The 19,265-nt window shown below is 69.8% G+C and carries 19 protein-coding genes; 6 read left to right on the top strand and 13 right to left on the bottom strand.

The window, feature by feature from the left end:
* Positions 1-15: 15 nt before the first annotated feature.
* A complete protein-coding gene (locus AAFX79_11945) occupies positions 16-906 on the bottom strand; it encodes a phosphatase PAP2 family protein (GenBank protein ID MEO1009269.1) in 891 nt (296 codons plus the stop codon).
* Between AAFX79_11945 and AAFX79_11940 the strand changes: the two genes are divergently transcribed.
* Positions 890-2,692, top strand: coding sequence for a glycosyltransferase family 39 protein (locus AAFX79_11940; protein ID MEO1009268.1), 1,803 nt, complete (start codon positions 890-892; stop codon positions 2,690-2,692). The two genes, AAFX79_11945 and AAFX79_11940, sit on opposite strands and share 17 nt — an antisense overlap.
* Positions 2,689-3,402 carry a tRNA pseudouridine(55) synthase TruB gene (gene truB, locus AAFX79_11935; GenBank protein MEO1009267.1) on the top strand — a complete coding sequence of 238 codons (714 nt, stop codon included), beginning with the start codon at positions 2,689-2,691 and terminating at the stop codon, positions 3,400-3,402. Before AAFX79_11940 ends, truB begins: the two co-directional genes overlap by 4 nt.
* Before the next feature lie 5 nt (positions 3,403-3,407).
* Here truB and AAFX79_11930 read toward each other — a convergent pair whose 3' ends face one another.
* Together AAFX79_11930 and rpsD are read right to left on the bottom strand one after the other, a co-directional pair.
* Positions 3,408-5,456 carry a hypothetical protein gene (locus AAFX79_11930; protein MEO1009266.1) on the bottom strand — a complete coding sequence of 683 codons (2,049 nt, stop codon included), beginning with the start codon at positions 5,454-5,456 and terminating at the stop codon, positions 3,408-3,410.
* Positions 5,457-5,514: 58 nt separating this feature from the next.
* Complete coding sequence (gene rpsD, locus AAFX79_11925) at positions 5,515-6,120, bottom strand: 30S ribosomal protein S4 (protein MEO1009265.1); 606 nt, start codon at positions 6,118-6,120, stop codon at positions 5,515-5,517.
* A 250-nt stretch (positions 6,121-6,370) separates the two neighbouring features.
* Between rpsD and purF the strand changes: the two genes are divergently transcribed.
* The gene (gene purF, locus AAFX79_11920) at positions 6,371-7,933 is read left to right on the top strand and encodes an amidophosphoribosyltransferase (GenBank protein MEO1009264.1); all 1,563 of its coding nucleotides are present in this window, start codon (positions 6,371-6,373) and stop codon (positions 7,931-7,933) included.
* A 47-nt stretch (positions 7,934-7,980) separates the two neighbouring features.
* Positions 7,981-8,616, top strand: coding sequence for a hypothetical protein (locus tag AAFX79_11915; GenBank protein ID MEO1009263.1), 636 nt, complete (start codon positions 7,981-7,983; stop codon positions 8,614-8,616).
* 19 nt (positions 8,617-8,635) lie between these two features.
* Here AAFX79_11915 and AAFX79_11910 read toward each other — a convergent pair whose 3' ends face one another.
* Positions 8,636-9,325 carry a heme-binding protein gene (locus tag AAFX79_11910; protein MEO1009262.1) on the bottom strand — a complete coding sequence of 230 codons (690 nt, stop codon included), beginning with the start codon at positions 9,323-9,325 and terminating at the stop codon, positions 8,636-8,638.
* Positions 9,326-9,546: 221 nt separating this feature from the next.
* On the opposite strand from AAFX79_11910, the gene AAFX79_11905 reads away from it, so the two are divergent.
* Positions 9,547-10,476, top strand: a complete 930-nt coding sequence (locus AAFX79_11905; GenBank protein MEO1009261.1) for an MqnA/MqnD/SBP family protein — start codon at positions 9,547-9,549, stop codon at positions 10,474-10,476.
* 30 nt (positions 10,477-10,506) lie between these two features.
* Positions 10,507-11,745, top strand: a complete 1,239-nt coding sequence (locus tag AAFX79_11900) for an Nramp family divalent metal transporter (GenBank protein ID MEO1009260.1) — start codon at positions 10,507-10,509, stop codon at positions 11,743-11,745.
* Between the two features lie 7 nt (positions 11,746-11,752).
* Here the strand turns inward: AAFX79_11900 and AAFX79_11895 are convergent, their stop codons facing one another.
* The 9 genes from AAFX79_11895 to AAFX79_11855 all read right to left on the bottom strand — a co-directional run bounded on the left by AAFX79_11895 (position 11,753) and on the right by AAFX79_11855 (position 19,214).
* Entirely contained in the window at positions 11,753-11,911 is a 159-nt protein-coding gene (locus AAFX79_11895) for a hypothetical protein (GenBank protein MEO1009259.1), read from the bottom strand.
* 3 nt (positions 11,912-11,914) lie between these two features.
* Entirely contained in the window at positions 11,915-12,616 is a 702-nt protein-coding gene (locus AAFX79_11890) for a CoA transferase subunit A (protein MEO1009258.1), read from the bottom strand.
* 92 nt (positions 12,617-12,708) lie between these two features.
* Complete coding sequence (locus tag AAFX79_11885) at positions 12,709-14,634, bottom strand: ATP-dependent DNA helicase RecQ (GenBank protein MEO1009257.1); 1,926 nt, start codon at positions 14,632-14,634, stop codon at positions 12,709-12,711.
* 54 nt (positions 14,635-14,688) lie between these two features.
* Entirely contained in the window at positions 14,689-15,273 is a 585-nt protein-coding gene (locus AAFX79_11880) for a GC-type dockerin domain-anchored protein (protein ID MEO1009256.1), read from the bottom strand.
* A gap of 201 nt (positions 15,274-15,474) precedes the next feature.
* Positions 15,475-15,843 carry a hypothetical protein gene (locus tag AAFX79_11875; protein MEO1009255.1) on the bottom strand — a complete coding sequence of 123 codons (369 nt, stop codon included), beginning with the start codon at positions 15,841-15,843 and terminating at the stop codon, positions 15,475-15,477.
* Positions 15,844-16,243: 400 nt separating this feature from the next.
* Positions 16,244-16,867, bottom strand: a complete 624-nt coding sequence (locus AAFX79_11870) for a hypothetical protein (protein ID MEO1009254.1) — start codon at positions 16,865-16,867, stop codon at positions 16,244-16,246.
* 61 nt (positions 16,868-16,928) lie between these two features.
* Positions 16,929-18,563 (bottom strand): chaperonin GroEL, encoded by a 1,635-nt coding sequence (gene groL, locus AAFX79_11865; protein ID MEO1009253.1) that lies wholly within the window; start codon positions 18,561-18,563, stop codon positions 16,929-16,931.
* Between the two features lie 71 nt (positions 18,564-18,634).
* Positions 18,635-18,868 (bottom strand): hypothetical protein, encoded by a 234-nt coding sequence (locus AAFX79_11860; GenBank protein MEO1009252.1) that lies wholly within the window; start codon positions 18,866-18,868, stop codon positions 18,635-18,637.
* 28 nt (positions 18,869-18,896) lie between these two features.
* The gene (locus AAFX79_11855; GenBank protein MEO1009251.1) at positions 18,897-19,214 is read right to left on the bottom strand and encodes a co-chaperone GroES; all 318 of its coding nucleotides are present in this window, start codon (positions 19,212-19,214) and stop codon (positions 18,897-18,899) included.
* Positions 19,215-19,265: the final 51 nt, after the last annotated feature.

Genomic DNA, 19,265 nt, shown 5'->3' with positions numbered 1-19,265 from the left:
GCGAGCCCAGGTCGCCTACGCGGCCGTTGACGCCTGGGGCCGGAAGACCGGTGCGTAGCCCAGCCACCGCCGCACGGCGTCGACAAGCCGCTGGCCGAGCTCTCGACGCACGAAGACCAGCCCGACCGCCAGCCCGAGGGCCGCCCCCAGTGCGGTATCGCTCGGCCAGTGCGCCCGCTCGATGACCCGCGACACGGCAACGATCACGGCCAGCACGAAGGCCAGCCTCGCGATCGCCGGGTACGCGCACGCCAAGAAGGCCGACAGCAGGAAGGCGAAGGCCGTGTGGCTCGACGGCATGGAGTGGATGTCGCTCAGGTCCGCCGGGGGCAGGATCTGCCAGGCGTGCCGCACGCCGACGGCATCCTCGTGGGCCGCCGCCGCGAAGGGGTGCTGCCCCAGCGGGCCGAGGAAGTCGATCGAGCCATAGAGGTCGGCCATGCCGTCGCGGGGGCGGGGCCGGCCGATGAGCATCTTGCCGGCGTTGACCAGCACCAGCAGCACGGGGACGGCCAGCGCAAGGTCCGCCAGTCGTCGCCGCCCGGCGGGGTGCAGGCACCAGACCGCGATGGCGACCAGCACCAGCCACACGCCCTGGCCATACTCGCCGAGGGTCACCAGCACGCGGCGGACGTCGCCGCCGACGATGCGCTCGCGGTCGATCCATCGCGCCAGCTCGATCAGCATGCCGTCGAGCGGCAGCAGCAGCAGGCCGACGAGCACGCCCACGAGCAGCGGCCGCGCCCACTGCCGCCGCGACGGCAGGCCCGTCCAGACCCACGACCGGAAGACGCCGGTCATCAGCGCGTCGAAGCCGATCGCCGCGGGCCGCAGCCACGCCGGAACCCCCCGGTTATAGTCCCACGCCCGTTGCAGCCCGCTGGGCCCCATGCTCGCGTTCCTCACCGCACCATCCGGCGCCCAGAGTGATCGTCCCGCGGCCTGGCGGGGAGCGAAATGGTACGGCCGCACCGGGGGCGGGCTCGCGCTCGTCGCGTTGTGCCTCGCCGCCTTCCTCCCGGGCTTCTTCCGCCTGCCGACCATCGACCGCGACGAGGCCCGCTTCGCGCAGGCCAGCCGGCAGATGCTCGAGGCCGTCCTGCTGACACCCGCCGAGCGCGATCCGGCCCTGCACGCCGGCGGCCTCGTCGTGCCCATGGTGCAGGACACGCCGCGGCTCAACAAGCCGCCGCTCATCTACTGGGCGCAGGCGGCGTCGGCGGCGGTGCTCACCGGCTTCGAGCCGATGCGCGATGCCATCTGGATGTACCGTGTGCCGTCGCTGCTCGCCGCCGTTGGCACCGTGCTGCTCACCTGGCGGCTGGGCTGCCGCATGTTCGGCCCGCGCGTCGGGATCCTGGCGGCCGGCATGCTCGCGGCGTGCCCAATCTTCGTCTGGGAAGCGCGGCAGGCCCGGGCCGACCACCTGCTCGTCTGCGTCACGACCCTCGCGATGCTGCTGCTGTGGACGACCCTCCGCACGCGATCCCGCGGATGGGCGGCGGCATTCTGGCTTGCCGTCGGCCTGGGCGTGCTCACCAAGGGGCCGATCACGCCCATGGTTGCGCTGCTGGCGGTCGCGGCGCTCGCGCTCGCCGGCCGGACGTGGCGACCCCTGAGCGGCATCCGTCCCATCTGGGGCGTCTTCCTCGCCGTGCTCGTAGTAGCGCCCTGGGTGCTCGCCGTCGCCACCCACGTGGGCTTCGGCGAGTACGTAGCCATCATCCACGACGAGACGCTGGGCCGCAGCGTGTCCGCGAAGGAGGGCCACTCGGGCCCACCCGGCTACCACCTGCTGCTCGTGCTCGCACTGCTCTGGCCCGGCACGCTGCTGCTGGGATACGGCGTGGTGCGGCCGTGGCTTCGTGCGAAGCGAGCGGCGAAGGGCCCTGGCTGGTTGTCTCGCACCGCCGCGACGCTGCGCGCCCTCGTGTACGACCGGCCGGCCGAGGCGTTCCTGCTCGCCTGGATCGTGCCGTCCTGGATCGTGTTCGAGCTGGTCAGCACCAAGCTGCCGCACTACACGATGCCGCTGTACCCGGCGCTCGCGCTGCTGGCGGCGCGGGCCATGCCTCCGGTCGTGCGCGGCTCGGCGGCGATCGTCCGGCGCGGGTGGTTCCGTGCGCTCGCGTGGCTCTGGGCACTCTTCGGCGTCGGCGTGATCGTCGCCGCGGGCGGGATCGGCATCGCCCTCGCGGCGCACGACGATCGCGTCGCCGCCGCCTCGGCCGCCGCGGCCATCCTCGCGATCGCCTTCGCGGTGCCGGGCGTCTCGATGCTGCTGGCGATCCGCCGCCGCCGGTACCTCGCAGCCCAGGTCGCCGCGGTCGCCGGGGCGGTCATGGCCTGGTGGGCGATGATCGGCGTGGGGCTGCCCGGCGCGTCCGTCGTCGATCTGTCGCCCCGCATCGCCGCCGCCCTGCGCGCCGCCGACGAGACCGCCGCCGTCGGCCTGGTCGGCTACCACGAGGACAGCCTCATCTTCGCGACCCGCGGCCGGGCGCAGCGACTCGCCGACGATCAGTGGCGGACGTGGGCCGCATCCAATCCCGGTGCGCTCCTGGTGGTGCAGCACGACCGCCTGGCCGCGCCGCCCGAGGGCTACCCGACCGAGCGGGGCTTCAACTACTCCCGGGGCAAGCCCGTGGCGGTGTCCATCGTGCCCGCTCGCGACGCGGATCGGCTGCGATGACCGAGCCCGCGCCCCCCATCAGCGGCCTGCTGGTGATCGACAAGCCCATCGGCCCCAGCTCGATGAAGGCGTGCGCCATCGTCCGCGCGAAGCTGCGGCGCGGCGGCGCGCCCAAGCGGGTCAAGGTCGGCCACGGCGGCACGCTCGACCCGCTCGCCAGCGGGGTGCTCGTCGTGCTGTGCGGTCGCGCCACCAAGCTCTGCGACCGCGTCATGGCCGGCGAGAAGCGGTACGTGGCCAAGGTCGACCTGTCGGCGTTCTCCGACACCGACGACCGCGAGGGCGCACGCCGGCCCGTCCGCGTCGCCGGGCCGCCGACCGACGACGCGATCCGCGCCGCGCTCCGTGGCTTTGTCGGCGAGATCGACCAGGTGCCGCCGGCCTACAGCGCCATCAAGGTCGGCGGCCGCCGTGCGTACGCGCTGGCTCGCGCCGGCGCGCCGCCGGATCTGGCCCCGCGCCGCGTCGAGATCCACGCGATCGCCGCGCTCGGGTACGCGTGGCCGATGCTGACGCTCGGAGTTCGGTGCGGCAAGGGCGTCTACATCCGCAGCCTGGCGCGGGACGTGGGCCATGCGCTCGGGACGGGCGGCATGCTCGCGGGGCTGCGGCGGACGGCGGTGGGGCGGTTCGCGATCGAGGACGCGACCACGATCGATGAGTTGCCGGAGTCGCTCACCCAGTCCGATCTCGAACCGCCGGAGGCCTGAAGGCTTCAGCCGTCTTCGCCGGTCGCGGTCTCTGTCTCGGCTTCTGGCTCGGATTCGGAGGCTGCGGCGTCCCGCGGGTCGTCGTCCTCGGACACGATCTCGAGGCCGAGCCGCTCCCGCATGGCTTCGAAGACGAAGGGGCCGTCGACCAGCTGCGACCGCAGCTCGTTGAATCGGATGTTCTGGTTCAGCAGGTCAGCGCTGCGGAGGTAGTCCTCGATGGTGAGCGGCGTCGTGCCGCGGACGATGCCGACGCCGAGCGTCAGCGTGGATGGCACCGGCTGGGCAAAGGTCCGCTGCTCGGGCGGCACCGTCTCGACGTCCACCAGCGGATCGAGCGCATCGAAGATCGCCATGATCTCGTCGCGGAAGGCCGGCTGGTTCAGCGGCGGCGCGCCGGCGACCTGCGCCGGCGTGACGGTGAGCTGCGCAAGCTCCGGTGTGTCGATGTCGCCCGGCAGCACCTCGGCCAGCTGCAGTGCGGCCGCGGTCAGGCCCGCGGTGCTCGCCCGGTTGCGGGTCTGCGACGCCAATGCCTCGAGCCGCTGGAAGGCCTGCAGCGTCCGCCAGTCGTCGACGAGCCGCTCGGCGATCTCCGCACGATCGTCGGGCTCGGAGCGGTCGCGGACGTCGAGCACCGTGTAAAAGTAGACGTTGCCGGCGGCATCCACGACGGGCGAGTCGGCCGCGGGCAGCCCCGCCTGGATCGCCAGTCGTCCGCCCGTGTCGGCCCGCAGTTCCCGCACCGCAAAGATCGCCTGGGACGCCGGCAGCGGGGTGGAGCCCACCTGCAGGATCGCGGACGCGAAGCCCTCGATGGCCGACACGTCGGCGAAGGTCTGCCAGCCCTCGGGCCGGATGACGGTGGGTTCGGGCAGTTCGACGCGGCCGCCCTCTGCCAGCGGGACGCGGGTCAGCGCGACGGCCTCGACCATCCGCCGGGCGATCGTCTCGAAGCTGGGACGCTGGGCGGCGAAGCCCTCGGGCAGCCGCTTGTAGGGCCCGTCGGATTGCAGCTCACGGGTCGCCTCGGACATCGCGGCCACGAACGCCTGCCGTGCGACACGGATCACGTCCTCGGCCATCTCCCGCCGCATCTCGGAGGCGATCCGCTCGCGGGCGTCGGCGAACGGCGGCGGCTCGCGGCCGGCCCGCTCGTCCTCCCGGGCCTGCAGCTGGTAGCGCTTGCGGACCTCCAGGCTGTCGGGCTCGATGCCGGCCTCGATCGCGGCGCGGTCGATCTGGAGGATCTCCAGCGTCACCCGCGGAGGCAGCGTGTACCCGATGCCGAATTCGCCGCCGCCCTCATCCGTGGACGCGAAGCGGGCGTAGTGCTCGTCGAGCTGCTCGGCCGTGGGCTCGCCCATGGCGTCGGCGAACCGCGCAGCCTCGATCCAGAACGCCTCGACGCTCGCGGTGCGCTGGATCCGGGCGCTCTCGCGGCGGGCCCGGGCATCCGACAGCGCGGCGCTGTCCCAGTAGCCGTCGATGAGCCGCTGCACGCCACGGGCGGCGCTGAGCGCCTCGTGGTACTCCCGCTCGCTGGTGCCGGGAGGCGGCCGCTGGAGTGCGCCGAAGGCCTGGTCGATGCGGGCCTGCCGGATCTCGGGGTCCAGGCTGTTCCATTGGAAGCCCGCGAGCTGGCGTGCGATGTCCCGGCCGTATCGGAGCGAGAGCTCGGACTCGAGCTGGACGAACGCGAAGGGCTCGGCGAGCTCCTCGAGCCAGAGCCGGCCATCCTCGCGGATGCCCATGAGCCCGGCCCGCTCGGCCTCGGTGGTCAGCATGATCCAGTGGAGGCCCGTGTTGCGGTCGTCCAGCAGGGCGGCGAAGGCCGGGCTGGACCCCACGATGAAGCCGGCGACGTCCATCTGCCGCTCGGCCTCGGCGAGCGTACGGGCGTCGATGTCCTTGCCGTCCAGCGTCGCGACGGTGGGGTTGGCTAGGCCCTGGCTGAGCTGCGTGATGGCCTGCGGCGCCGTGAAGGCGACCATCAGGAACACGCCGAAGATGATCAGCAGCCACTTGGTATGCTTGCGGAGGAACTTGAGCATGCCGGCCCCCGCGCGCCGCCGCGCGATCCTGCGACCGAGGCTCCCGCGACCGGGAGGCTCAGAAGCGGTAGAACTCGATGACGAGGTTGGTGTTCACGCGGAAGGGGATCTCCTCGGCCCGCGGGACGGAGACGATCTTTGCCTTCAGCTCGCCGGGGTTGAGGCTGATCCACTCGGGCACCTCGTGGCCCGGCAGGCTCTCCATGTTCTCGCGGCAGAGCTTGTGGGTCTTCTCCTTGATGGAGATCTCCATGCCCGGCTTGACCATGAAGCTGGGGCGATCGGTCTTGCGGCCGTCGACCAGCACGTGGCCGTGGGCCACCATCTGCCGCGCCGCCCAGATGGTGCGGGCGATGCCCATGCGGCGAATGACGTTGTCCAGCCGACGCTCGAGGAGCACGAGCAGCATGTCGCCCGAGTTGCCGGGCAGTCGCTTGGCCTCCTTGACGAAGCGGCGGAACTGCTTCTCGCCCACGTTGTAGTGGAAGCGGAGCTTCTGCTTCTCGGTCAGGCGGATGCCGTAGTCCCGAGGCCGGCGGCCGCGGCCGCCATGGATGCCCGGCGGCTGGCGGACCCGCTCGTTGCTGGCGTGCTTGTCGACGGCCTCGATGGGCACGCCGACGCGGCGGCTGAGGCGGACCTTGGGTCCGGTGTAGTTAGCCATGGCTGCATCTCCGTCCGCACGAAGGGCACGGGCCCTCCGAGGGTGCCGGAAGGCGTCCGATACGCCATCATGGGGGCGCATCGGGGTCCGGCGATCAGGCCGGCAAGCCGCGACTGCGGGCCGGCGGGGCTGATCCGGCCCATCCGCGGGCCAGGGAAGGGGATTCAAGGCCGCCGAGAACTTCGGATCAACCGGATTCCGGCCGGGGTCGGTCGCGGGAGGCCCATACCATGTGGGACGAGGGGTGCGCATGCCAAAGAGTCCCGCCCGTGTCGCCCTACCCCAGCTGCCCGCGGCCGTTGATCCCGGTTGCGGCGGCTGGCCCGATGCCGGCGAGAAGAAGGAGAAGTGCGCCGTCTTCGGCGTCTGGGGCACCACGGACCCCGTCGGCCACGCGTACACCGCCCTGTACGCCCAGCAGCACCGCGGCCAGGAGTCGGCGGGCATCGCGGGCACGTCGGGGCGGACCATCACGGGCCACACCGGCATGGGGCTGGTGGCCGAGGTCTTCGATGAGCTGACGCTCGTCCGGCTCAGGGCCGCCGACCCCGTCGCCACCATCGGCCACAACCGCTATAGCACCACGGGCGAGAGCAGCGACCTGAACGCCCAGCCGCTGGTGCAGACCATGCCGCGGGGCCAGATTGCGCTGGCGCACAACGGCAACCTCGTCAACGCGCGGGCGATGCGGCGGCGATTCGGCGAGCAGGGGCACCTGTTCCGGACGACCAGCGACACCGAGGTCATCATCCACCTTCTGGCCGGCCCCGAGCAGCAGGCCGCGCCAGACCCCGTCGCCGCCACGCTCCGCCGGCTGCAGGGCGCCTTTTCCCTGCTGATGTTGTTCGAGGACCGCCTCGAGGCCGCGCGGGACCCCTGGGGCTTCCGCCCGCTGGCGCTGGGCACGATGCCCGACGGTTCGCCCGTGGTTGCGAGCGAGACGGTGGCCTTCGACGTGCTCGGCGCGACCTTCGAGCGGGAGGTCGAGCCCGGCGAGATCGTGACGCTGGGCTTCGATGGCGTCTCCAGCCGCCGGTTCGCGCCCGCGGCCGAGCGAACGGCGATGTGCGTCTTCGAGCACGTGTACTTCGCCAGCCCGGCGAGCACGGTCTTCGGCCAGAACGTGCAGACGTTCCGCGAGGACCTGGGCGCGACGCTCTGGGCCGAGGACGACCTGCTCCGCGACGATCCACCCGACTACGTCATGCCGATGCCCGATTCGGGGCGGTCGGCCGCCAACGGCTACGCGCGGGCCAGCGGCGTGCCCTACCGCGAGGGCATCGTGCCCAACCGCTACGTGGGCCGTACGTTCATCAAGCCCACGCAGGGCGAGCGGGAGACCGCCGTCCGCCTCAAGCTGAACGTCATCGGCGAGATCGTCCGCGGCAAGCGTGTGGTCGTCGTGGACGACTCGATCGTCCGCGGCACGACGACGCGGCTGAAGATGCGGCAGATCTACGACGCCGGCGCCGCCGAGATCCACCTCCGCATCAGCTGCCCGCCCATCCGCCACCCGTGCTACTTCGGCGTGGACTTCGCCCGCAAGAACGAGCTGGTCGCCAACGGCCGGGACCCCGAGCAGATCCGCCAGTTCCTGGGCGTGGATAGCCTGCGTTTCCTCTCACTGGATGGCATGCTCGGGTGCGCCGCGCACGGACCGGATCGCTACTGCACGGCGTGCTGGAGCGGCGAGTACCGCATCGACGTGCATCACCCGACCACCGAGCAGTTCATCGATCCCGACCAGGGCCGCATGTTCGCCAACGGCCGCGGCGAGCCGGCGCCCGCCGAGAACCCCGCCGCGAGGCCCTGACACTGGCCGCCCGGCTCCCAGTCGTCGCCAGCATCCGCTGGACCAGCGTGATCCGGCGCCTGGCGGTCTTCGGCGGATTGGGGCTCGTATTCTCCGCGACATCGGCGCCCATCGGCGTGTTGTGGTACGAGTTCGGGCCGAGCTATCGAACCGAGGTGTTCGCGTACCGGCCGAGTCCGGAGCTCGAGGTTCATGTGCGCCGCGAATGGTCGCTCGGGGCTACACGCTTCATGACGACCCAGCCGATTCCAATCGGTCATGCCGCACAGATCCGCGCGCTCCGCCGCGAGACCGAGATCGAGGCGGCAGACGATCCAAGGCCCCGCTGGCTGCGCGAGATTGCGATGCGGCGGCGGACCTATGCCTGGGGCCTCGAGGCCGGCGCCCCGTGGCCCACGTTCTACACGCGGGGCCACGACGTGCGCGGGCTCTCCGGCCATGTCGATGAGGGCCTTGCCGAGCTCCAGATCTGGGGCCGCGCCGTGCGGTTCCCGTACCTGCCGATCTGGAGTGGCCTGCTGGCCAACGGGCTCGTGTACGCCGTCCTGCTCTATGCACTCTCTCGGCTGCCCGCCCCGGTGCGGCGTTTGGTCCGCACGTGCCGCGGGCACTGCGTCGGTTGCGGCTACGACCTCGGTGATGCGTCGCGCTGCCCCGAGTGCGGCCGGCCGAAACGACGCTGACGCCGCGTGCGCTCGGCCGCTACTGGCCGACCTTCCGCACCGGCACCTGCACCTCGTTCCGCCGCAGGAACCACAGCGTCCAGGGGGGATCGAAGGCCGCCAGTTCCGCCTCGCCCGCGGGCAGGTAGCCGTTCGCGTCGATCCAGTCCAGCAGGTCGCCGGCGTACTTCTCGAGGTCGCTCCCGCGCTGCACGCCCGAGTATCGGTACACCGCCATCGTCTCGCCGGGAATCTCGCGGATCGTGACCGCATCGGACGTCGGCTCGGGCAGCGATGCCATCGACCACTCACGGGGCATGTAGAAGCCCATCTCCCAGGCCTCGTCCGCGGCGGTCGTCGCGTTGGCATCACCGTCCAGCACCTCGATGCGGGGCGCGCCCACCGGCACCCGCTGCACCGGCACGGTCATCGCGATGGATGCCTCCTCGGCGTTCTTGCCGAAGATGTAGCCGCCGAGCTCGCCGAAGGCCTCGCCGCTCGCGCTCCCGAACGTGCCGTCGCTGGTGGCGGTGGCAAGGATGGCCGGCTCGTAGTCGCGGATCTCGAAGCGGCCGTCCTCCACGACGGCCGTATAGGCCCGCTCCTCCCAGCCGCCCATGCCGATCACCGAGCATCCCACGCCGGTGATCGGAAATATGGCCGCGGCCGCGGCCACGAGGGCGATGGTGGCGAGCTTGCGTCGGCGGATGGTGTCCAGGATGCGTGCCATGGGGTGTTCTCCTTCGCGGTGCGATCGGGGCAGTGCTCCCCATCCCGGTGCGCGTCGCCGCGTGACACGTCAAGAATCGTCGGCGTCACGCGTACGAAATGCGGCGCGCTCGCAACGGACCGCGGACGCACCCTCGACGGCATCGCGGACATCCAGCGCTTTCGGCGGGTTGTCCGCGGGTGCGGCTCGGGCACGACGGCCGCGGCCGACTACGCTCGCCCATGGCCCGGCCGATCGAACTCACGCTCGCGCACTCGCCCGATGCCGACGACATGGCGATGTGGTGGCCGCTGACGGGCATGCGTGATCCCGAGGGCGAGCTGGTCGAGCCGCCCGCGATCGAGACCGGCCGCTTCGCGTTTCGCCCGATGGCCGAGGACGTCGAGGCCCTCAACGCGAGCGCGGGCGACGCCGAACTGGACATCACCGCCATCTCGGCGGCGGCGTGGCCCGCGCTGGCCGACCGCTACGCCATCACCGATTGCGGCGCGTCTTTCGGCGAGGGGTACGGACCGAAGGTGGTGGTGCCCGCCGACGCGCCGGTGCGGACGATCGAGCAGCTCCGCAAAACGCGGGCGATCATCGTGCCCGGGCTGCGGACCACCGCGGCCCTGGTGCTCCGCCTGCTGCTGGGCGAGGCACGCGAGCGGGTGTCCCTGGAGGCCCGACCCTTCCAGCAGGTCGCGCCGGCGGTGCTGGCCGGCGCGGCCGATGGGGGCGTGCTGATCCACGAGGCGCAGCTGGCCTTCGAGGGCATGGGCCTGCGGATGGTGGTTGACCTAGGCGCGTGGTGGCACGATCAGACCGGTGCGCCGCTGCCGCTGGGGCTCAACGTCATCCGCCGGGGCCTAGAGGCCGAGCACGGCGGTGGCACGCTCGCGGAGGTCAGCCGGCTGCTGAGCGCCTCGGTCACGCACGCGCGGGCGCACCCCGACGCCACGCGCCGCTACCTGCTCATGCACGCCGACGCGCGGCCCGAGTGGCGTGACGCGGCCCTGCTCAACCGCTACCTGGCGATGTACGTCAGCGATCTCACCGCGAGCATGGGCGGCGCGGGCCGCGATGCCCTCGCGCTGCTCTACCGCGAGGCCGCCGCCGCCGATCTGTTCCGCGGCGTGGTCGATCGCCTGCCCACGGTCGACGTCGCCTAGCCGCACACGGGGGTCCGTACACTCTCCGCCATGGTGAAGCAACCGCAGGGCCTGCGAACGCTGCTGGTGCTGGTGGGTCCCGGCGTGCTGGTGGCCGCCACTGGCGTCGGCGCGGGCGATCTGGGCGGGGCGGCGTTCGCCGGCAGCCAGATCGGCCTGGCCGTGCTCTGGGCGGTGCTCGTCGGCGCGGGCGTGAAGTTCGTGCTCAACGAGCAACTCGCCCGCTGGCAGCTCGCCACGGGCACCACCATCCTCGAGGGCGCCTGCACGCGGCTCGGACCGGTCGTGTGGGCGGTCTTCGGCGCGTACCTGCTGTTCTGGTCGCCCTTCGTGGCCGTCACGCTGATGAAAGCCTGCATGGTGACGCTCTCGAGCATGCAGCCGATCGAGCACGCGTGGCTCTACGGCGTGGGCTGCAGCGCGCTCGGCTTGGTCATGGTGCTGCTCGGGGGTTTTGCGCTCTTCCAGCGGGTCATGGCGACGTGCATCGCGGTGATGTTCGTCGTGGTCGTTACGAGTGCGATCGCGACGCGGCCCGATCCGCTCGTCGTGCTAGCGGGCTTCGTGCCCCGGCCGCCCGCCGATGCCAGGGCGCTGGAGTGGACGATCGCGCTCGTTGGCGGCGTGGGCGGCACGCTCACCATCATCTGCTACGCCTACTGGATGCGGGAGACCGGCCGCCGCGGCCCCGAGTCGCTCCGGCTGTGCCGGCTGGATCTGCTCGTGGGCTACGGCATGACCGCCATCTTCGGCGTCGCGATGGTCGTGCTGGCGGCGGGCGTCGCGGGCGGCGACATCGACTTCGGCGGCAGCGCGGTCATCCCGATCATCGCGGCCTTCATCGGCGGCGAGCTCGGCGGGGCCTTCCGCTGGGCTTTCCTCATCGGGGCGTTCGGCGCCGTCTTCAGCAGCCTGCTGGGAGTATGGCAGGCGGTGCCCTACGTCTTCGCCGACTGGTGGGGCATGCGGCCCGGCCGCACGGCCCGCGGCGCCTCGACCAGGTCCTGGGCCTACCGGGGCTACCTGCTGGCGATCGCCGTGCTGCCCTGCGGCCTGCTCTTCGTCGACTACCGGGCGGCCCAGAAGTGGTACGGCATCGTCGGCGCGGGCTTCATCCCGCTGCTGGCGATCGCGCTCGTGCTGCTCAACAACCGAACCGCCTGGATCGGCGAGGCGCTCCGGAACCGGCTGGCCTCCAACATCGCGCTGGTCATCGCCATCGCGATCTCGCTCACGGCGGCGGGCTGGTCGATCGCGGGCCGGCTGTGAGCCGTTGCTAGCTCGTGCCGTGGTACCACGCCAGCAGCAGGAAGCCGATGCCGGTGAGGATCGGCGGCACGAGGACCGCGATGCCGCCGATGGCGATCATCGCGACGCCCAGCACGGCCAGGCCCAGAGAGACGATCAACCGCTTCTTTGCGTTCGTCGTGCCCATGGCCTACCGCGTCGTCCGCTGCTCGATGCGCTTCTCGCTAGTCGTGTGCACCACCCGATCCACGAAGCTGCCCGGCGTGTGGATCTCGTCGGCGTCCAGCTCGCCCAGGGCGACCATCTGGTCCACCTCGGCGACGACGAAGGCCGCCGCCGTCGCCATCATCGGGTTGAAGTTGCGGGCCGTCTTGCGATAGATCAGGTTGCCGAAGGGGTCGGCGGTATCGGCCTTGACCAGCGCGAGGTCGGCGTAGATGCCCGTCTCCATCACGAACTCGCGCTCGCGGAAGTCGTCGCGGTTGATGCGGGCCTGCGCGGGGGTCGGCAGCAGCGCACGCGTCTCCTTGCCCTCGGCGATCTGCGTGCCCGCACCGGTCGCCGTGAAGAAGGCGGGGATGCCAGCCCCCCCCGCGCGGATCCGCTCGGCCAGCGTCCCCTGCGGGTTGAACTCGACCTCCAGCTCGCCGCTGAGGAACTGCTTCGCGAACGTGTCGTTCTCGCCCACGTAGCTCGACACCATCTTCTTGATCTGGCGGGTCTGCAGCAGCAGCCCCAGGCCCCAGTCGTCCACGCCAGCGTTGTTGCTGACGCAGGTGATGTCCTTCACGCCGGTATCCCGCAGCGCGATGATGAGCTGCTCGGGGATGCCGCAGAGCCCGAACCCGCCCACGTGGATGGTGCACCCATCGTACAGGATGCCGCGGTCCATGAGGTCGGCCAGCGCGTCGGTGGCGGTGGGGATGAGCTTGGTCTTGCGAGGCGTCGCCATGGGCGGAGGGTATGGGGGATGGCCGCACGCCGCTAGTCGGCCTCGGTGCTCGTCAACGCCTCGAGGAACGCCTCCCCGAACGCCTCCAGCTTCGCCTCGCCTACGCCCTTGACCGCGAGGAGCTCGCTCGGGGATCTGGGCATCCGCCGTGCCATGTCCCGAAGCGTGGCGTCGCCGAAGACCATGTAGGGCGGGATGGCTTGCTCGCTGGCGATCGACCTCCGCAGCGCCCGCAGCCGATCGAAGACGGCCTTCTGCTCGTAGGTCAGCGGCGAGGCGTCCACGGCGGCCCCGGTCTTGCGGCCCCGCTCGCTGCGGACGCTGCCCGCGCCCATGGGCCTCGCGAGCGTGACGGCCTCCTCGGCCTTCATCACCGCGTTGCCCCGCTCGCCGAAGCGGAGCGTCTCGAAGCCCATCCCGCCGGGCGACTCGCTCAGGTGTCGATCCAGGGCGCCGTACGCCACGAGCTGGTCGAGGTACATCATCACCTCGGCCTTGGTCCGCTCCTTGAGCAGGCCGTGCACGCTGAGCGCATCGTGCCCATTGCCGCGGATCTTCTCGGTGCTCGCGCCGCGGACGACGTCGGCCACGTGGGCCGCGCCCCAGCGCTGGTCGAGCCGCGCCACGGCGCTCATCAGGATCTGGGCCGTCCGCGTGCCGTCCTCGTCGGCTTCGGTCTCGCCCAGGCACACGTCGCAGGCGCCGCAGTTGTGCCGTCCGTCCGGCGGCGCGTAGTCCTGGCCGAAGTGCTCGCTGAGCGACTTATGCCGGCAGGCCATCCCGGCCACGAAGCGCTGCATCTCGCGGATGAGCGTGAGCTGGGCGCGCAGGGCCTTCTCGTCGCCGCCGAGTTCGTCCGAGCTCCGACGGATGAGCCGCTCCCAGCGGGCGGCGTCGCCCGGGCTGTACAGCAGCAGGCACTCGGCGGGCTCGCCGTCGCGGCCCGCGCGGCCGGTCTCCTGCTGGTAGGCCTCGAGGCTCTTGGGGCACGCCGCGTGCACGACCAGGCGCACGTTGCTGCGGTCGATGCCCATGCCGAAGGCCACCGTGGCGCACACGACGTCGAGCTGCTCGTTGGTGAACGCTCGCTCCACGTCGTGCCGCTGCCTGGGGTTCAGCCCGGCGTGGTAGGCCCGCGCATCCAGCCCGCCGGTGCGGAGGCCCTGGGCGAACTCCTCGGCCTCCTTGCGGCTGATGCAGTAGACGATCGCGCCGCACTCGCCCCGGGACCGATGCCGCTGGATCGCCTCGGCCGCCTGGACCACCGCCCGCTGCCCGGGCTGCCGCGCGTGCACGCGATAGGTCAGATTGGGCCGGTCGAACACGCCGACGAGCACTTCGGGCGGCTCACCATCCCGGCCCAACCCCAGCTGCTCGATGATGTCCTGCCGCACGCGGGGCGTCGCGGTCGCGGTGAAGGCCTGCATCGCCGCGCCGGGCACGATCTCCCGCAGCTCCGCGAGCCGGCGGTACTCGGGGCGGAAGTCGTGCCCCCACTGGCTGATGCAGTGCGCCTCGTCGACGGCGATCGCCCCGAGCCGCTCGCGATCGGCCAGCTGCGCCAGCAGGGCGCGGAAGCCCGGCGTCACCATCCGCTCGGGGGCGGCCAGCACCAGGTCGAGTTCCCCGTGGAGCAGCTTGGCCTCGATCGCCCGCGCATCCTCGGCGTCGACGGCCGAGTGCAGCGCCGCAGCGGGGTAGCCGTTGAGCTCCAGCCCCCGCACCTGGTCGCGCATCAGGGCGATCAGCGGGCTGACGACGACGGTCGCCCGGCCCGTCACCAGCGGGGGCACCTGGTAGCACAGGCTCTTGCCGCCGCCCGTCGGCAGGACCACGAGGGCGTCGCGGCCTGCCACGCCCGCCTCGATCGCCGCCGACTGCAGCGGCCGCAGCGCGTCGTAGCCCCACACGCGGCGGACGGCGTCGATCGCGGATTCCGTGGCGGGCGTCGGGGGCATGCCCGCGAGTCTACTCGCGTGCTCGCGAGCACGGGCGCGCTCGCGGCCGTCTCCCTACTCGCATCCCAGGTCGAAGGCGTTCTGGAAGGCCAGGAAGTCGAACAGCGTGAGGTCGCCGTCGCCGTCGAAGTCCGCCCGCAGGTCGCCCGCGTCGAAGAAGTTCTGGAACCCCAGGAAGTCGAACAGCGTCAGTTCGCCGTCGCCGTCGATGTCGGCGCGGCAGGGCGCCTCGGTGAAGCGGTACGCCGCGCCGCCCCCGCCGAAGGGGGAGGCCGTCACGTGGATGCGGATCTGCACGAACGAGCCCCGGACGCCCAGCGTCCGCTCGCCGCTGCTCCAGCGGTCGTCGGCGAGGGCCGCGTCGTAGTCGTCGAGGATCTCGTCGCCGACGGTCGTCGGCTCGCTGCAGTCGAACTCCTCGATGAACACCCGGCGGTCCAGGATCTCGACGCGGAAGCGATCGCCCGACAGGAAGGCGTCGGTCACCTGGAGGTGGGGGAACTCGTCGGTCACGTCCACCTGCACCTCGAAGATGTCGCCCACGCCGCCGAAGGTGAACCGCGTCCACTCGGTCTGCCCGTGCGCCAGGCCGGCCGCCGCCAGCACCGCCGCCGCCATCGCCAGAGTCTCGGTCTTCATGGCTGCCCCCGGGGTTTTGGGCCTTCAAGCCAGGGGCGGCGACCGCGCCGGCCCCGGGTGGTCAGGATAGCCGAAGTGGTGGGGGGCTCGCAAGGGGTTTCGGGGCGCGACAGATCTTCGGGTCTTTGGCGGCAATTTTCCGAAACGGAAGGTGTATCGTGCCACGCGACTGCAGCGGGAATCGCTGCTGGCCTGCTGACATCAGAGAACGAGCTTGTGTGCCAGGTGCTCCCTGACGTGCTTGGCACCCAGATCTGTTAGACGATATCTACTGCTCGGTAGACCGATTGCCTGCCGGCAATCGGACGCGCAGAGTGCCTGGATGCTCTTGGTAACAGTCGGCGCTGGCAGCTTTGCGTGGCGCCCCAGTTCGGTACGGGAGAATCCCGCCTCGCCAGCAAAGTGCAGGAGCACAAGCAACTCTTCCTTGGCGCTCAAGTCTGTTCGTTGTACAAGGACCTGATCTTCAAAAACGCCCACGCATGGAACATCAAACTGAAGCAACTCGCGGATCGCCTTGGCCACTTCATCGCGAGGTGATCGAGAAAAGACACGGAGTGTCTCGAGCATGCACCACCGCACATTCTCACTAATGAGTCGAGAGTCCATTTGGTTTGGGGTGTAGTTTGGAGAGATGTGCACACTGCCTCTTTGACTACGAAACTTATAGACAATCCTAAGTACATGACCGATGTGTAAGGCGTCATGACGAGGAGAGACCGCGTGTGGAACCTGGTCATTCTCTAAATATCTGATACACTCGCCGAAGTCTTTCGAGCGGTTTGTTGTTCCGGAGTCAGCTTGGTGAAGGAGTCTTGCTAGTACCTCGCAGAACTGCCCCCCATCTAATTCAGCGGGTCCCCAATCTCGCTGAATGTACCGCTGTTCAAGAGACACATATTCATCGACAAGCTGGGCGACAAGTAGCCCGTCGAGTGGTGGTGACAGTTGAGATGCAATTTGTCGTTTCTCAATCAGCCCCATGTAAATCGGATTCTTCTTCCGCTCCGGTGCCACCCAGTGCTTGCTCAATGAGCTTTACCGCACGCTTTTTGCCCGAGCTAGTCAAGTACCATTCGGACGGTGACGTCGTTGTGTCTTCGCCTACATCAGAGTTGGAGCCAGTCTTGATCTTTCCAAGATCCCTTGTGACATTGGGTGGGTGAACGGTCTTGGCTTGTTTAAAATGTTGGTTGAAGGTCGCGGCGAGAACAGGTCCAGCAACAGCTGTGCGGCCAAGCTCATGTTCCAAGACATACAAAAGCCAAATCGACTTCTCGGCAGTTGTCCATGTTTGTAGAGGGTTGCCCCACCTTTCTGGATTGTGATCCCAATTCAAGATGTTCTCGCTAGCCGAAGCAGTGGCTGGTCGGTTCCGCTTGCGTCGTGGCTTGGATGGCGATTGGGCAGTCGCGGGTGCTGTGTTTGCTATGGGCCGACGAGGTGGTGTGCCCTCTGCAATATTGGCCGCTGGCTCAAGTGCCGATGTGAACTGCCGTCCGATGTTCTCTGCAATGAGCGGAATGTCGTCGCGCTCGCCCTCGACCTCTAGCTTGAAACCCTGCACCTCTAGTTTTACCTTGAACGTCGACATATGAAATCTCCTTTGCCCAATTGCGCAGGGACGTGATTAAGCGTCCAGGCGCATCGTTCTGTCAATAGTCGAAATCATCCGCCCCAGCACCCGCCGGGACCTTGGCCTTCTTGTCCTTGTGCTCGACGATGGCGGCCTCGGTGGTGAGCAGCAGGCCGGCGACGCTGGCGGCGTTCTCGAGGGCCACCCGCTCGACCTTGGTGGGCACGATCACGCCCATCTTGACCAGGTCGCCGAACTCGCGGGTCATCGCGTTGAAGCCGTAGCTGGCGTCCTTGACCTCCTCGACCTTGCTGGCGATGACCGAGCCCTCCAGGTCGCAGTTGGCCGCGATCTGCTTGATGGGGGCCGACACGGCGCGGTGCACGATGTCCACGCCGATGCCCTCGTCGCCGGGCAGCTTCTTGCGGAGGGCCTCGAGCTTGGTGCGGGCCCGCAGGACGGCGACGCCGCCGCCGGGCAGGACGCCCTCCTCGACGGCGGCGCGGGAGGCGTGCAGGGCATCCTCGACGCGGGCCTTCTTCTCCTTCATCTCGACCTCGGTGGCGGCACCGACGTTGATCTGGGCGACGCCGCCGGCGAGCTTGGCGAGGCGTTCCTCGAGCTTCTCGCGGTCGTAGTCGCTGCTGGCGGCCTCGACCTGGTGGCGGATCTGGTCGATGCGGCCCTTGATGTCGGTGGACTTGCCGGCGCCCTCGATGATGGTGGTGTTGTCCTTGTCGATGACCACCTTCTTGGCGCGGCCGAGCTCCTTGAGCTCGAGCTTCTCGATGTCGATGCCCAGCTCGTCCATGACGGCCGTGCCGCCGGTGAGGATGGCGATGTCCTCGAGCATGGCCTTGCGGCGGTCGCCGAAGCCCGGGGCCTTGACGGCGGCGACCTTCAGCACGCCGCGGAGCTTGTTGACCACGAGCATGGCCAGCGCGTCGCTATCGACGTCCTCGGCGATGATGAGCAGCGCCTTGCCGCTCTCGGCCACCTTGCCCAGCACGGGCACGAGGTCCTTGGCGTTGCTGAGCTTCTTCTCGTGGATGAGGACGTAGCAGTCCTCGAGCACGCACTCCATGTCGGTGGTGTCGGTGACGAAGTGGGGGCTGAGGTAGCCCTTGTCGAACTGCATGCCCTCGACGAGCTCGACCTCGGTCTCGAGGCTCTTGCCCTCTTCGACGGTGATGACGCCGTCCTTGCCGACCTTGTCCATCGCCTCGGCGATGATCTCGCCGATCTGCTGGTCCTGGTTGGCGCTGCAGGCGCCGACCTGGGCGATCTCCTTGGAGGAGCCGACCTTCTTGGACATGCCGTGCAGCTCGGCGACGAGGGTCTCGACGGCCTTCTCGATGCCGCGCTTCACCTCGTTGGCGTTGGCGCCGGCGGTGATGTTCTTGAGGCCCTCGGCGTAGATGGCCTCGGCGTAGACGGTGGCGGTGGTGGTGCCGTCGCCGGCGTCCTTGGAGGACTTGCTGGCGACCTCCTTGACCATCTGGGCGCCCATGTTCTCGTAGGGATCCTCGAGCTCGATCTCCTTGGCGACGGTCACGCCGTCCTTGGTGACGGTGGGCGCGCCGAAGGATTTCTGGAGCACGACGACGCGGCCGGAGGGCCCGAGGGTGACCTTGACGGCCTGTGCGAGCTTCTGCACGCCCCGGAGGATGCGCTCGCGGGCGTCGGTGTCGAAGGCGATCTGCTTGGCTGCCATGTTCTAACTCCCATTCGCGGTGACGGCCAAGAGGCCGGAGGTTGTGTGCTTCTTCTGACGAATCCAATCCACTAGGAATTGAGCTGGGGCGGCCCGATCCGCACCCAGCAGACACGGGCGGCGTCGATGATGGCGATGCTCTGGCCGTCGGTGACCTTGACCATGTGGTCGTTCTCCTCGGGCACCAGCATCGCGCTCTGCACGTGCAGCTGCGCGACGTGCTCGTCGGCGTCGGCGAAGGCGAAGACGGCGTCCCGCCCGCCGGTGAGTTCGGTGAGTGCGGCGCGCAGCTCTTCGGTGGTCATGCGGCCCCCGGGGCGTTGGGCGTTTTGCTCAATCCTCGACGATCGCCAGCACGTCGGCTTCGCTGAGCACGAGCAGCTCGTCGCCGTCGAGCTTGACCTCGGTGCCGCTGTAGCTCGAGAAGATGATCCGCTGGCCGACCTCGATGGTCAGCGGCACCCGCTCGCCGGTCTCCATGTTGAGCGTGCCGTCACCAACGGCCTCGACGATGCCGGTCTTGGGCCGCTCGCTGCTGCTCTCGGGCAGGAAGATGCCCGCGGCGGTCTGGGTCTCGGCCTCGTCGCGGCGGACGATGAGCTTGTCGTGCAGCGGGCGGATGCCGATCTTCTTCTTGGTCCTGGTGGCCATCGGTCGTAACTCCTCGTTCGGCCCGACGCGGCGGGCGGTGCTCCGGTGTTG

This window comes from Planctomycetota bacterium (assembly GCA_039819165.1).
In the GTDB taxonomy this organism is placed as follows: Bacteria; Planctomycetota; Phycisphaerae; order Phycisphaerales; family UBA1924; genus JAHCJI01.
This window is presented reverse-complemented; position numbering and strand designations above follow the sequence as displayed.